The organism is Myroides sp. 1354 (assembly GCF_030324495.1).
In the GTDB taxonomy this organism is placed as follows: Bacteria; Bacteroidota; Bacteroidia; order Flavobacteriales; family Flavobacteriaceae; genus Flavobacterium.
Genome location: NZ_JACAGN010000008.1, coordinates 57,564 through 72,405 on the forward strand (window position 1 = coordinate 57,564; position 14,842 = coordinate 72,405).

Consider the following 14,842-nt stretch of genomic DNA (forward strand, 5'->3'; position numbering starts at 1 on the left):
AAGGTAAGATGAAAAATAAAGTAATAAGTGCTATTGTTGGAATTGTAGTTGTAGCGATTGTATTCGCTGTTTCTATTTGGTATATGAGTGCTCCACAAGAGAGTTATATACAAGGGCAAGTGGATGCAACTCAAATTAATGTATCGTCTAAAATTCCAGGAAGGATTGATGCTATTCTAGTCAAAGAAGGAGATAAAGTACAAGCAGGACAAGTATTGGTTCAGATTAGTACGCCTGAGATAGATGCCAAATTGCAACAAGTAGAGGCTTTAAAAGCTGCTGCTCAAGCACAAGATGCTAAGGCAAATACAGGAGCGCGAAAAGAAGAAATTCAAGCGGCTTATAATATGTGGCAACAAGCGAAAGCAGGAGCTGATTTTGCTCAAAAAACCTATGCAAGAGTAGAAAACTTATACAAGGAAAAAGTAATTCCAGCTCAGCAAAAAGATGAAGCTTATGCTAAATATACTGCTGCTCAAGAGGTTGAAAAGGCAGCCCATGCAACCTATCAAATGGCAAAAAGCGGAGCGAGATCAGAAGATAAGGCTGCAGCTTTAGCGGTGTTTAACCAAGCGAAAGGAGCCGTTGAAGAAGTGTTAATCTACAAAGGAGAAGGCGCAGTAAAATCACCTCAAGAGGGAGAGGTTTATACCATCATGCCCAACAAAGGTGAAATTGTTAATTCGGGTTATCCAATTGTCAATTTAGTCGATTTAAACGATGTATGGGTGAATTTTAATATTCGAGAAGACTTGATGAGCAAGTTCAAAATGAATACTAAATTCCAAGCAAAGGTTCCCGCTCTAGGCAACCAAGAAATTGAATTAGAAGTACAATATATTGCCGTACAAGGAGATTATGCTACTTGGAGCGCTACCAAAGCCAAAGGAGATTTCGATATGAAAACCTTTTTAATCAAGGCCTATCCTACGCAAAAAGTGGAAGGATTAAGACCAGGTATGAGTGCTTTAGTCGTAGAAAGTAGTTTGAAGTAAAAATAAAATAACGTGAGTAAAGGTTTTTTATCCCTATTGAAAGAAGAGTTTAAGCGAATGCTGACAACACCGCGTATTTTGGTGTTGATTCTCGGCATTCCTTTATTGCTATTTCTATACTATGGGGCATTGTTACAAGAAGGGGTTTCTCGAGATTTGCCCGTAACAATCCTCGATTTAGATAAAAGTAGTACTTCACGTAAACTAGCGAGTTTTATCGATGCGAGTTCAGCCATGCAAATTGTTTATGAAGTAAACGATGAGTTAGAAGGACAAAAAACAGTGCGCAGGGGAGATTCTTTTGCGTTAATCATTATTCCTAAGGATTTTCAGAAAAACGTACAAAAAGGAGTAAAAACCAATGTAACTTGTTATTACAACGGGCAATATTTACTACCCGCAGGTTTAATTCAGCGCGATTTTCAAACGGCTGCGGGTTATTTAGCTGCAGGAGTTCGCACTATATCGTTAGAACAAGGTGGTTTAATGCCTAATCAAGCTTTAGCGGCTGTAGCGCCAATCAAGGTAGAAGAGCACGTCCTTTTTAATCCCTATACCAGCTATGAATATTATTTGGGCTTAGCATTTATGCCCATGGCCTTACAAATTATCATGTTGGTGGTTTCGATTTATGTTTTTGGTGTAGATCTAAAATATAGAAAAGGACAAGAATTACTCGAACGCACAAACAATAAGGTTTGGATGGTGGCTATAGCTAAAATTTTGCCCTATACACTAGTGTTTATGATACTTGGACTTTATATGAATGCTTATGTATTCTATAAATTAAGTATGCCCTTTAAAGGAAATTTCTTTGTTTTAAATGCCTTTTTCTTTCTGTTTATTTTGGTGTGTCAAAGTATGGGCTTCTTTTTAGCTTCGGTAATGAATAGCTTGAGAATTGCGCTAACTATTGGAGGAGCTTATGCTGCTGTTGCCTTTTCTTTTGCTGGTTATACTTTTCCACCAGAAGGAATGAGCGGATTTGTACGTGGAGTAAACTACGTATTTCCCTTTCACTCCTATATGCGTTTTGTTGTGAATTACGCCATTCGCGGTATTTCTTTTAACGCCGAACAAGCGGGGTACTTAATTGCCTTTGCCGTATTTATTTGTTTAGGATTGATTGGAATCCCTTTTTATTATAAAAAATTACAGAAAGGAGGCTATGATGCTTAGAGGTTTAATCGAACATTTCGCATTAATTATAGAATCTTGTAAGCGAGAAATCAAAATGATTTTTAAGGATTCTGCTATTGTGATTACGTATATTGTCTGTGTACTCTTAGTTGCTTTTGTGTATTCTTATGTTTATTCGAAAGAGGTGATTACAGAATTGCCCGTAGCTATTGTCAATCAAGATCAATCGAAAATGAGTTTTCAAATTGACCGCATGTTAGACGCTACACCTCAACTAAAAGTCGATTTGCGCACAGCAAGTATGGATTTGGCTCAAGAAGCTTTTTATCAAGAAAAGATTAAGGGAATCATCGTAATTCCAGAACATTTCGGACGAGATTTACAAAAGGGAAAAGTACCAACATTAGGCGCTTATTGCGATGCGTCTTATATGTTGTATTACAAACAAACACTAGGAGCTGTTATGGTTACTGCAGGTACTTTAGGAGGACAAGTCAAGGTCAATAAGATGATGGCAGGAGGAATGCCTATGAAACAAGCGGCAGCAACGAGACGTCCTTTTGATGTAACGGCTAAGCCACTGTTTAATATTAATGGAGGCTATGCTACATTTTTGATGCCTGCTGTGTTTTTAATTGCTATTCAGACGTTACAACTCAATGGAATGGGAATCTTGGCTGGTACATTGCGCGAAAAACGAAAATTTGGTCAAGCCTTTGCTTATGCAACAGGACGTTTTTCTAATTTCTTTTTAACGATTGGGAGAAGTTTAGCTTACCTTATTTTATCGATGTTGATGATGTGGTTGGTTCTTGCAGTAGTAATGCATCTTTTTACGTTCCCTCAACGTGGTAATTTAGTTGAAGTTACCTTGTTTTTAATTCCATTTTTATTAGCGGTTTCCTTTTTGGGAATGACGCTAGCGAATTGCTTTAAACACAGAGAGGATTCGATTATGACAATTACGTTGTTTTCAATTCCAACTTTATTGATGACGGGATTATCCTGGCCAACAACAGCTTTTCCTACAGCCATTAAGGTTGTTTCCTTCTTTGTTCCCTCAACAATAGGAACAAAAGGGTTTGTTGCCTTGACGCAATTTGGCGCTTCTTTGCAAGATGTAAGTGATTTATTTATGCAAATGTGGTTGGTTTGCCTGTTTTACTTTATGTTGGCCGTTTGGACCAATTGGCGTTTGAGAAGAAAAGAAGGGGAAATCCCCTCCCAAGAGAGATAAAAAAAATAGGATCGCAAGGCGATCCTATTTTTGTATGGTTAATTGATAAATGGAAGTCGGTAGTTCTGGATTATCGGGATCTGTACACAAAAAGAAGGAAACCTCTTTTTTACTGTTTTTATAAACCGTTATGCCTTCAAATTTTTGATCGGCACTAATCGTCTTCGTTTTATCAAGCTTCATTTTCTTTGTGTTGATTCGCCCAATAATAGAACCTTTAATTTCTCCATCAGCATAAGTAGAACCCGAATCTTCTGCTGTTGCAATGAAATAGAGGTCTTTATCAACTAAAACAGCATCCGTAAATCCCGTTTGTACATTCTCTAGTTTGGGTAATTTAAAAGGAGTATAGGTAATTCTAAAGTTATCCAAAATGCTCTCTCCTGTTACAACAAATACACCGTTTTGTTGCTTAGGACCATTTCCTCGGTTGAAAAAGTACCAAGTTTCACTGTCGTAAACGACACCTTCAATATTGAAATCTGCATCGTCTAAATGAGCAAAAGCTTTCATGGATTCATAAAGAAGCTCTAATGATTGTTTACTCACAGGTTCGTTTGTCATTTTGTGAATCTCATACAACGAGCTGCGATTGGGTTTAGAACCTGATCCAAATAAATAGTAATTAATCCCGTCAAAAGTCATCGATTCTAAATCGGGTTTTTCTGCTTTGGCTATATTTTCTTGGCCGATATAATCTTCAGTAAGAGCCGTTTTGTTTAGTTGTTTGGATGGAATATCATAGTGATAGAGATACGAACTATCATCGGCAATTAAATGGAGTTTGTCTTCTGCATAATACAATCCTGATGCTGCACTTAAACCGATAATATGGTAAAGGAACTCTAATGTCAGTTTTCTCATGGTTACTTAAATTGAATTTTATAAATTTAATACATCCGAATTACTTAATGAATTAAATTGATATGAGTTTTGAAAATAAATATAAGGCAATAGGGAAGACGAATTTGAGTAAATTATCGACAATTCCCGATTTTGAGATGAGCCCCAAAAAAGCCATACGCAAATTAGAGGAAGTAAGTAGACATCTGAGTAAATTTCAAGAATTGATGTATGCCCACAACCGCTACAGTTTTTTGATTTGCATTCAAGGAATGGACACCGCAGGAAAAGATAGTCTCATTCGAGAAGTATTTAAGTCATTTAACGCTAGAGGTGTGGTGGTGCAAAGCTTTAAGAAGCCCACATCTACTGAATTAGAACACGATTATTTATGGCGACATTATATCGCTCTACCAGAAAAAGGAAAATTTACCGTTTTTAATCGCACCCATTATGAAAATGTATTAGTTTCTCGAGTACACCCAGAAATTGTGTTGAATGAGCGCTTGCCTCAAATTACGAACACAGAGGAGATTGGAGAAGAATTCTGGGAGAAGCGATACAAGGAAATTAGCAATTTTGAAGAGCATATCAGTAATAATGGAGTGATTGTGCTCAAGTTTTTTTTGCATTTGAGTAAAGAAGAGCAAAAAAAGCGCATTTTACGTCGTTTAGGTAAGGAAAAACACCATTGGAAATTTGCTCCAGAAGATGTCCGCGAACGGGAGTTTTGGGAGGAATATCAAAAATATTATGAAGAAGTTATCGAAAAAACAAGCACAAGCGAATGTCCATGGTATGTGATTCCCGCAGATAATAAAGGATTGGGACGTTATATTTTCGCCAATATTTTATTGGAAATTACCCAGCGATTGACCGATGTTAGTTTGCCTGAATTACCAGAAGACATCAAAGAAAATTTGTCGAAGTACAAAGAGCGTTTGCTCAATGAAGAATAGAAACTATACATTAAAAAGAGGGAAGCTTGACTCTCCTCTTTTTATGAAACTTAGGAGATAGGACAGCATGCTTTCGTCATTCTTTATAAAGAATTTGTTAACCTGACTGATTCTTTCATTTTCAAGTCAGTATATTTGCACAAATTTTTAGTACATGAATCTTTCTATTTATATCAAAGAATTTCGATACAATATTCAATTAGCTTATCCGATTATTTTAGCCATGTTAGGACATACTGTGGTTGGGGTAATCGACAATATCATGGTAGGAAAAATTGGACCAACAGAATTAGCAGCCGCTTCATTGGCTAATAGTTTTGTATTTATTGCAATTTCTTTAGGAGTAGGATTTTCTACTGCTATTACACCATTTGTAGCGAAGAGTGATGCCGCTCATGATTTAGAAGAAGGACGATCTACTTTTGTCAATGGATTGTTTCTATGTACAGTAGTAGGTGTTGTACTGTTTTCAATTATTTTTTTAGCAAAACCCTTTTTGGTTTATATGGGGCAACCTGAGGAAGTAACGGTATTGGCTAAACCCTTTTTAGACATTGTAGCACTATCGATTATTCCTTTAGTCATGTATCAAGGGTATAAGCAATTTGCAGATGGAAAATCACAAACGAAAAACTCCATGTACGCGACGTTAATCTGTAATGGAGTGAACTTGTTGTTTAACTATTTACTGATTTATGGAATTTGGATTTTCCCAACGCTGGGCATGCTAGGTGCAGCCTATGGAACTTTAATTTCTCGCATTGTGATGATTATTTACATGCATTTTGCCTTGAAAAGACAAGAGATGTTTAAGCCGTATATGAGTAAGTTGAGTTTGAGCGAAATTAAAAAAAGCGTACTAAAGCAGATTACAAAAATAGGAGTACCTTCGGGATTAATGAGTTTCTTTGAGGTAGCTTTATTTGTAGGAGCCGTTTGGTTATCTGGAATGTTGGGAACAGTTTCTCAAGCAGCCAATCAAATTGCCTTAAGCATGTCTTCCATGACCTTTATGTTTGCCAGTGGTCTGGGAGTAGCCGCGACAATTCGCGTCGGAAATCAGATGGGATTGAAGAACTATACGCATATGAGAACGGTAGCTCGTTCAATTATGTTGATGGCTTTGGGAATCTATGTTCTTTTTGCGTTGTTGTTTGTTGCTTTCCACAATTATATTCCCCTGCTTTTCTTGGATGCTAAAGATGCAGCGAATGCGTTGATGAATGAGGAAGTAATCAAAATAGCCGGACAACTGTTATTAGTAGCTGCTATTTTTCAAATTTCTGATTGTATGCAGGTCGTAACGCTTGGTGCTTTACGCGGATTACAAGACGTAAATGTACCCATGGTTATTACTTTTGTTTCGTATTGGATTGTGGGATTTCCTTTGTCTATTTATTTAAGTCTGTACACGAGTATTGGTACACCTGGAATTTGGATTGGATTACTTGCTGGATTAACTGCTGCCGCTATTCTGCTATACGCACGTTTTTACCAAATATCCAATCGATTGATTAATAATAATTTAAATTAACTATATAATGCAATTACCAAAATTTGTTTTAGCAGATAATACAGATCATTTAGATGATATCTTTATTATACACTTAGAGTTTCCTCGTTTTATCATCAATTTAAACACAGATGAAATTGAGTTTTTAGAAACAATTGAAGAGTCAGAAGAGTCAGAAGTAGAAGCAGAAATGGAAGCTTTAGTGGTACAAGCTGGAGAATTCTACGAAAGAGAAATGGCAAGATATGTAGAATCAGAAGAGTTAGAAGACTAATTCCTTTGAATCAAGAGTCCAAAACAGCGGTAAAGAATTCTCTTTCACCGCTGTTTTTTTGTATTAATTTATCAGTAAAACTACTCTTTTATGCGGTTTGAATGCGGATTGTGGATTTTTGTACTTTGTGTTTTAGTGCAAATGATGCATTTAAGTACGATTTTCAGTGTATTATTTTAACTATTAAAACGATTGCTAATAAAAGATTTCGCTTTTAGTAGTAATGCTATTTTGAAACCTTAAAAAAGGAGGAAAGGGTTAAAATTCCCTACCTTTGTGTACTTGAAAATTTAGGGTATGAACAAAATTTTAAGTATCCAACATAAAGTGTTGGAAAAGGTTAATAAGCAAACAGTATCGCATCAGACGGTGTATCCAATCTTACTGGCGATTAGTTTCGGACACTTGTGTAACGACTTATTACAAGCAGTTGTTCCTGCAACGTATCCACTATTAAAAGAGAACTATCAATTGAGTTTTGCACAAATTGGATTGATTACCTTCTTTTATCAAATGTCTTCTTCTTTATTACAACCTTTAGTGGGGAATTATACAGATAAAAAACCTCAACCGTATTCTCAAATTTACGGTATGTTGTGTACGACATTGGGAGTGATTTTACTAGCTTTTGCCCCAAGTTACCTCTGGGTATTGGTTGCGGTAACTTGTATTGGAATAGGTTCGTCTATCTTCCATCCCGAGTCGTCACGTGTTTCGTATGTGGCCTCTGGTGGGAAACGAAGTTTAGCCCAATCCATTTTTCAAATTGGAGGAAATACGGGTACCGCTTTAGCGCCTTTGTTAGTGGCTTGGATTGTTTTACCGACAGGACAGCAACAGTTGCTTTGGTTCGTTGCCATTGCCATTGTAGCTCAATTTGTCTACTATGCAATAGGAACGTGGTATAAGGGAGTGTTGAGTCATGCAGCTACTAAACAAAAAAAGAAAATTCTAATTCCCGCGTTATCCTCATTCAGAGTCAATAGTGCTATTGTTGTGCTTTTACTCTTGATTTTTTCGAAGTATTTTTATGTAGCGAGTATCTCTAGTTACTTCCAATTTTATACCATGGATAAATTTGGAATTACAGAAGTACAAGCTCAAGTATACTTATTTTACTTTTTAATTGCCGTAGCCTTGGGTACGTTAATTGGCGGTTTCTTGGGGGATAAGGTAGGACGTAAATACATTATTTGGTTTTCTGTTCTTGGAGCAGCGCCTTTTACGTTGCTATTACCTCATGTAGATTTAGCTTGGACAGGTATTTTGATTGTTGTCATTGGGTTTATTATTTCTTCTGCTTTTCCTTCTATTTTAGTTTATGCACAAGAATTATTACCTAAGAAAATCGGGATGGTATCTGGGTTGTTTTACGGTTTTGCCTTTGGAATGGGAGGATTAGGATCTGCGCTGTTAGGCTGGTGGGCCGATCATACTTCGATTGAGTACATCTACAGCGTTTGTGCGTATTTACCATTGATCGGTATTATTGCTTGTTTTTTACCCAATATGAAAAAAGTTACTTTTAGAGAAGAATAGGTTATTACTTCAAAATATAAGCGTTTTTACACTATAAAAAAATCCGATGCATTTGATGCATCGGATTTTTTGTATGAATAGAAGTGATTTACAATAGTTTTCCTGTAAGGAATAAGGCTGCAATGGTAAAGTAGATTATCAATCCTGAAACGTCTACTAAGGTTGCAACAAAAGGGGCAGAGGCCGTTGCGGGGTCCATACCAAACTTTTTCAAAACAAAAGGAATAATAGATCCAGATAAGGTTCCCCATAACACGATGAATAAGAGTGAAATCGAAACACTTAAGCCGACATACAACCAAAATTCACCATAGTCGTAGATTCCCGTTTCTTGCCAAATGAAAATGCGCACAAAACCAATGATTCCCAAAATACCTCCCAGCATCAAACCAGAAGCAATTTCCTTGCGCATAACATACCACCAATCACTGAGTTTTAGCTCTCCCAATGCCATGGCACGAATGATTAAAGAGGCCGCTTGTGAACCAGAGTTTCCTCCACTGGAAATGATTAAAGGAACAAATAAGGCTAAGACAACCGCTTTTTCAATTTCTTGATCGTAGTAACTCATGGCCGAAGCGGTTAACATTTCACCTAAAAATAGAACAATTAACCATCCGGCACGTTTTTTTACTAATTCAAATAGGGGAGTATGCGTATAGGATAAATCTAATTCTTCCATCCCCCCAAACTTTTGAATGTCCTCCGTATCACGTTCCTTAATTTTATCTAAAATATCATCAAAAGTTACAATTCCGACTAGAACACCTTTTTCTGTGATAATAGGTAAAGCAGAACGATCGTATTTCTCAAAGTCATCAAAAGCATCCTCCATTGGAGTGGTTGTGACTAAAGAAACAAAGTTATGGTCGATAAGATCTGCAATTAAGGTCTCTTCGTCCGCCATTAATAATTGTCCGATTTTTAAGTCATCAATCAGAACATTGTGTTCATCAACAACGTAAATATAGTTTAACGTTTCTGCCTTTTTTCCATATTTTTTAATGTGTTGAAAAACTTGTTTAACGGTTTTATTTGCTTTGGTCTGAATGTATAAAGGCGTCATTAAACGCGCAATACTATCTTCTTTGTATCCTATTAAATTCAAAGCAATTTGCTTTTCTGTATCGTTTAATAGGTTGATCGAATACTTGATTAATTCATCAGGAAAATTTTCTAATAATTCCGTTCTATCATCTGGCTCTAAATTATTTAATACTTCAGCATAATCTTCACGCGTCATGCTGCGCACAATCTCTTCCTGAATATTAATCTCTAAAAATGAAAACACTTCGACCTTCAGCTCGGGGGAGAGTTTTAAGAAATGGAGATTTCGTTCTCTTCTTCTCATTTCTGAAATAGCTTCAGCAATGTCGGCTGGGTGCATATCTTTAAAAAACATAGTTAGATTTTTATAAAGTGTTTAACAATCATTTTTTCAATTCGAATGCAAAAGTAAAGCTTAGATATAGGAAATTAAAATTTCTAATCATATTCTAATAATAAAGTTAAACAAAATTAAGCAGACTAGGAGTTAGGAGGAGGTTATATTTTGTTTGTTGATTGGTGTTTGTTGTTTGTTGTTTGTTGATTGGTGTTTGGTGTTTGGTGTTTGTTGATTGTTGATTGGTGTTTGTTGTTTGTTGTTTGTTGTTTGGTGTTTGGTGTTTGTTGTTTGGTGTTTGTTGTTTGGTGTTTGGTGAAATCGGAACGAAGTGAAAATCGAAACAAAGTGAAAATCGAAACGAAGTGAAAATCGAAACGAAGTGAAGATTCATCGAACACCAAAATAAATATAAAATAGGTGAGATATATTCATCGAACACCAAAATAAATATAAAATAGGTGAGATAGATGGTGCCTTTTTGTTTAAAGTAAATACCTTTTTATTTCAGTAAAACCAACCGATACCTCTTAACTGATTTCTGCTAACCCACTCTCTATTCTTGAAGTAAATCAGGATCAATCGTTTTCTTTGTCTTAGCGCCCATATCTTTTAATTTCTGAACGGAAGTCAGCAAGTTTCCTTTTCCTAGACTCAGCTTGTTAAATGCGCTGTCGTATTCGTTTCTTGTTTCGTCCAGTTTTCGACCTATTTTGGTTAAATCGTTGATCAATCCTACAAATTTATCGTGTAACAAACCAGCTTGTCTAGCAATTTCATAGGCATTCTCTTGCTGTTTTTGTTGACGCCAAATGGTTTCTACCGTGCGTAAAGTAGCGAGTAGAGTAGAAGGAGTAACAATGACAATATTCTTTTCAAAAGCTTTGGTATATAGTGTGTTATCAGCATTAATTGCTATAGAAAAAGCGGTTTCAATTGGAATAAACAACAAGACAAAATCAGGACTAGTACCTTTATAAAGTTCGTAGTAATTTTTATCCGATAAGTTTTCGATATGCCTTTTAATCGAGAGAATATGCTCTTGTAAATAGCGGTTTTGCTCCTGTTTCTCGGTTGTGTTGATGTATTGCTCATAAGCAACCAAAGAAACCTTAGAATCGACGACTAAATGACGGTGATCAGGCAAATAAATCACAACATCCGGTTGGAGGCGATTGCCGTTATCACTTGTATAACTTTGTTGGGTTTTATATTCTCTATCTTTTTCTAACCCTGATTTTTCCAACACACTTTCCAAAATCATCTCCCCCCAATTCCCTTGCATTTTGTTATCGCCTTTTAAAGCTTTGGTCAGGTTAAGGGTTTCTTCACTCATTTTAGCGTGCACTTGCTGCAAACCAAAAATTTGTTGACGTAGAGCGGCATGATGATCAATACTCTCCTTGTGCGTTTGCTCTACTTTCTGTTCAAACAAGCCTATCTTCTCTTGTAGGGGAGTAAGAATTGTTTCCATTTGGACTTTGTTGAGTTGAGTGAACTTATCACTTTTTTCTTCTAGGATTTTGTTGGCTAGATTTTCAAATTGTGTGGTGAATTGCTCTTGCAAGGCCAGGGTTTGTTTTTGTTGTACTTCTAGTTTTTCTTTGAAGTTAGCAATCTCCGTTTCTCGAATGGAAATACGGGCAATCAATTCTTGATTGTCTTGTCTTACTAGTTCTGTTTGTTCTTCTAGTTTGTGCTTTTCTTGTTGTAACTGTTGATTTTGCTGAGTAAGAAATTCTTTTTCAGCTAGCAGTTGCAAAGTCTCAGCGGTAGTTGAAGATGATTTGGATGTCTTTTTTCCAAGGAGAAAAACGATGATTAAAACAGCAAGGACCAAAAGTCCAAAAGTAATTTCTTGCGGCATAGTACAACATTTGAATATCCCTCAAAAATAGCGAATATTGAGCGGTTCTCTTGTATTTAAGTTGTCCTTATTTATAGCAAAAAAGGCTAGCTAAATGAATAGCTAACCTTTTTGTTATGAGGGTAAATGGATTTTATTTACTCAAATACATTTTTCTACGAGAATAGATTTCATAGAACTGATCATCTCTTAAGTTGTCGATGAATAAGATGCTTTCTCCTGTTGATTTCATCTCTGGGCCTAAAGCTTTATTCACATTTCTAAACTTGTTGAAAGAGAATACAGGCGTTTTGATTGCATATCCTTTTAACTGTGGGTTGAAAGTAAAATCGGTTACTTTATTTTCACCTAACATTACTTTAGTCGCATAGTTTACATAAGGTTCACCATACGCTTTTGCAATAAAAGGTACCGTTCTAGAAGCTCTTGGATTCGCTTCGATGATGTAAACGATATCGTCTTTAATTGCAAATTGAATGTTGATTAAACCTACTGTTTGTAATGCTACGGCAATCTTTCTTGTGTGATCTTTGATTTGGTTTAATACAAATTCTCCTAAGTTGAATGGCGGCAACATGGCGTGACTATCTCCAGAGTGAACTCCACATGGCTCAATATGCTCCATGATTCCGATAATATACACGTTTTCACCATCGCAAATTGCATCAGCTTCTGCCTCGATAGCTCCATCTAAATAGTGGTCTAACAACAGTGAGTTACCAGGAATTTGGTTTAATAAATCAATAACGTGTTCTTCTAATTCTTTTTTGTTGATGACAATTTTCATCCCTTGTCCTCCCAATACATACGATGGACGAACTAATAATGGGAAGTCTAATTTATCTGCTAATTGCAATGCTTGATCTGCAGTTTTAGCCACACCGAATTGAGGGAATGGAATGTTTAACTCTTCTAATAAAGTAGAGAAACGTCCGCGATCTTCTGCTAAGTCTAAAGCGTCAAAGCTTGTTCCGAAAATCTTAATTCCGTGACGGTGTAATTTTTCTGCTAATTTTAAAGCCGTTTGACCACCTAATTGAACGATTACTCCCTCTGGTTTTTCATGGCGGATGATATCGTAAATGTGCTCCCAGAATACTGGTTCGAAATACAACTTATTCGCCGTATCGAAATCAGTAGAAACAGTTTCCGGGTTACAGTTGATCATGATTGTCTCATATCCTGCTTCTTCTGCAGCTAATACTCCGTGTACACAAGAGTAGTCAAATTCGATTCCTTGACCAATTCGGTTTGGTCCAGAACCCAATACCACTACTTTTTTCTTGTCTGTTACAATACTTTCATTTGAAACATAACGTGTTCCATCTGCTTTTTGAATGTCAGCTTCAAAAGTAGAATAGTAGTATGGTGTTTTAGCAGGGAATTCAGCCGCACAAGTATCCACTAATTTGAATACGCGTTGAATATCCATTTTATCTCTTAAATCGTGTACTTTACTCTCTAGTGTTTTCAACATATGAGCAATTTGTCTGTCAGCAAATCCTTTTTGTTTTGCTTCTAACAACAAATCTTTCGGTAAAGTTTCGATGGTATAGTTTGAAATTTCTTTCTCTAATAAATATAGTTCTTCGTATTGTTTCAAGAACCACATATCGATTTTTGTAATCTCGTGGATTCTGCTCAATGGAATTCCGTGTTGAATTGCATCATAGATGACGAATACGCGATCCCAGCTTGCATGCGTTAATTTATCGATGATTTGGTCATAGTTCGTATATCCTTTTCCATCGGCTCCTAAACCATTGCGTTTAATCTCTAACGATTGAGTTGCTTTGTGTAGTGCCTCTTGGAAAGAACGTCCAATACCCATTACCTCACCTACGGATTTCATTTGCAATCCTAAAGTTCTATCTGCACCTTCGAATTTGTCAAAGTTCCAACGTGGGATTTTTACAATTACATAGTCTAAAGTCGGCTCGAATAAAGCAGAAGTAGATTTTGTAATTTGGTTTTGCAATTCGTCTAAAGTATATCCTAAAGCTAATTTCGTTGCGATTTTTGCAATTGGATATCCCGTTGCTTTAGAAGCTAAAGCAGATGAACGTGAAACACGTGGATTAATTTCGATCGCTACGATGTCTTCTTTTTCGTCTGGAGATACAGCAAACTGTACGTTACAACCTCCAGCGAAGTTTCCAATACTGCGCATCATTTTGATCGATAGATCGCGCATTCTTTGGAAAGTTCTATCCGATAAAGTCATTGCCGGTGCTACCGTGATACTATCTCCTGTATGGATTCCCATTGGGTCCATATTTTCGATCGTACAGATGATAACTACGTTGTCGTTTTTATCGCGTAATAACTCTAATTCGTATTCTTTCCATCCTAGTAAAGCTTTGTCAATTAAAACTTCGTGGATAGGAGAGGCTTCTAAACCTCTAGTTAATAAATCGTCGAAATCTTCAGCGTGGTGTACAAAAGCAGCACCAGTACCTCCTAAGGTAAAAGACGGACGGATAACCAAAGGAAAACCAAATTCTTGAGCGATTTCTTTTCCTTGTAAGTAAGAGGTAGCTGTTTTTGCTGGTGCAACAGGTACGTCAATACGCTCTAATAATTGTTTGAATTGTTCGCGGTCTTCAGTGATATTAATAGCGTTAATATCTACACCAATTAAACGAACACCAAAGTCTGCCCAAATTCCCTTTTCATCACATTCCAAACATAAGTTCAACGCTGTTTGTCCTCCCATAGTTGGTAAAACAGCATCAATTTCTGGATGCGCAACTAAAATTTCAATAATTGAACGTGCAGTTAATGGCTTTAGATAAATATGATCCGCCATAGAAGGGTCGGTCATAATTGTTGCGGGGTTCGAGTTAACTAAGATAACTTTAATTCCCTCTTCTCTTAATGATCTTGCTGATTGTGAACCTGAGTAATCAAATTCGCAAGCTTGTCCGATGATGATTGGTCCTGAACCAATGATTAATACGGTCTTGATAGAAGTGTCTTTAGGCATTTTCTTGTGTTGTTTATTATGTACTCCTTTATTTAAAAAGTAAGTATAGTGTGTGTGATTGTATTGTGATGCTTCCGACAAAGTATAAAAAAAGGCGTTACCACC

The 14,842-nt window shown here is 36.5% G+C and carries 11 protein-coding genes and 1 pseudogene; 7 read left to right on the top strand and 5 right to left on the bottom strand.

Going from position 1 to position 14,842, the window contains the following annotated elements; all coding sequences use genetic code 11:
• Positions 1 to 8 precede the first annotated feature (8 nt).
• Genes HX004_RS10050 through HX004_RS10060 form a run of 3 tightly spaced genes read left to right on the top strand, consistent with a single transcriptional unit; the run spans position 9 to position 3,372 of the window.
• Entirely contained in the window at positions 9 to 995 is a 987-nt protein-coding gene (locus tag HX004_RS10050; RefSeq protein ID WP_286442360.1) for an HlyD family secretion protein, read from the top strand.
• Positions 996 to 1,007: 12 nt separating this feature from the next.
• Positions 1,008 to 2,174, top strand: coding sequence for an ABC transporter permease (locus HX004_RS10055; RefSeq protein ID WP_286442361.1), 1,167 nt, complete (start codon positions 1,008 to 1,010; stop codon positions 2,172 to 2,174).
• Positions 2,164 to 3,372: an ABC transporter permease gene (locus HX004_RS10060; RefSeq protein ID WP_286442362.1), complete on the top strand. Its 1,209-nt coding sequence runs from the start codon at positions 2,164 to 2,166 to the stop codon at positions 3,370 to 3,372. The genes HX004_RS10055 and HX004_RS10060 overlap by 11 nt, the downstream gene beginning before the upstream one ends.
• A gap of 24 nt (positions 3,373 to 3,396) precedes the next feature.
• Here the strand turns inward: HX004_RS10060 and HX004_RS10065 are convergent, their stop codons facing one another.
• Positions 3,397 to 4,236 (bottom strand): DUF6929 family protein, encoded by an 840-nt coding sequence (locus HX004_RS10065; RefSeq protein WP_286442363.1) that lies wholly within the window; start codon positions 4,234 to 4,236, stop codon positions 3,397 to 3,399.
• A gap of 62 nt (positions 4,237 to 4,298) precedes the next feature.
• Here HX004_RS10065 and HX004_RS10070 point away from each other — a divergent pair, with 62 nt between their 5' ends.
• The 4 genes from HX004_RS10070 (at position 4,299) to HX004_RS10085 (ending at position 8,500) form a co-directional block, all read left to right on the top strand.
• Positions 4,299 to 5,174: a PPK2 family polyphosphate kinase gene (locus HX004_RS10070; RefSeq protein WP_286442364.1), complete on the top strand. Its 876-nt coding sequence runs from the start codon at positions 4,299 to 4,301 to the stop codon at positions 5,172 to 5,174.
• A gap of 154 nt (positions 5,175 to 5,328) precedes the next feature.
• A complete protein-coding gene (locus HX004_RS10075) occupies positions 5,329 to 6,708 on the top strand; it encodes an MATE family efflux transporter (RefSeq protein ID WP_286442365.1) in 1,380 nt (459 codons plus the stop codon).
• Between the two features lie 7 nt (positions 6,709 to 6,715).
• Positions 6,716 to 6,961: a DUF8828 family protein gene (locus HX004_RS10080; protein ID WP_158961209.1), complete on the top strand. Its 246-nt coding sequence runs from the start codon at positions 6,716 to 6,718 to the stop codon at positions 6,959 to 6,961.
• A gap of 297 nt (positions 6,962 to 7,258) precedes the next feature.
• Positions 7,259 to 8,500 carry an MFS transporter gene (locus HX004_RS10085; RefSeq protein WP_286442366.1) on the top strand — a complete coding sequence of 414 codons (1,242 nt, stop codon included), beginning with the start codon at positions 7,259 to 7,261 and terminating at the stop codon, positions 8,498 to 8,500.
• A gap of 88 nt (positions 8,501 to 8,588) precedes the next feature.
• On the opposite strand, the pseudogene mgtE reads toward HX004_RS10085, so the two are convergent.
• The 4 genes and pseudogenes from mgtE to carB all read right to left on the bottom strand — a co-directional run.
• Positions 8,589 to 9,905 (bottom strand): annotated as a pseudogene (gene mgtE / locus HX004_RS10090) (magnesium transporter); the annotation flags it as partial.
• A gap of 103 nt (positions 9,906 to 10,008) precedes the next feature.
• Positions 10,009 to 10,278 carry a hypothetical protein gene (locus HX004_RS10095; RefSeq protein ID WP_286442367.1) on the bottom strand — a complete coding sequence of 90 codons (270 nt, stop codon included), beginning with the start codon at positions 10,276 to 10,278 and terminating at the stop codon, positions 10,009 to 10,011.
• 162 nt (positions 10,279 to 10,440) lie between these two features.
• Positions 10,441 to 11,751 carry a DNA recombination protein RmuC gene (locus HX004_RS10100; RefSeq protein ID WP_286442368.1) on the bottom strand — a complete coding sequence of 437 codons (1,311 nt, stop codon included), beginning with the start codon at positions 11,749 to 11,751 and terminating at the stop codon, positions 10,441 to 10,443.
• Between the two features lie 133 nt (positions 11,752 to 11,884).
• Positions 11,885 to 14,737 carry a carbamoyl-phosphate synthase large subunit gene (carB, locus tag HX004_RS10105; protein WP_286442369.1) on the bottom strand — a complete coding sequence of 951 codons (2,853 nt, stop codon included), beginning with the start codon at positions 14,735 to 14,737 and terminating at the stop codon, positions 11,885 to 11,887.
• Positions 14,738 to 14,842 lie beyond the last annotated feature (105 nt).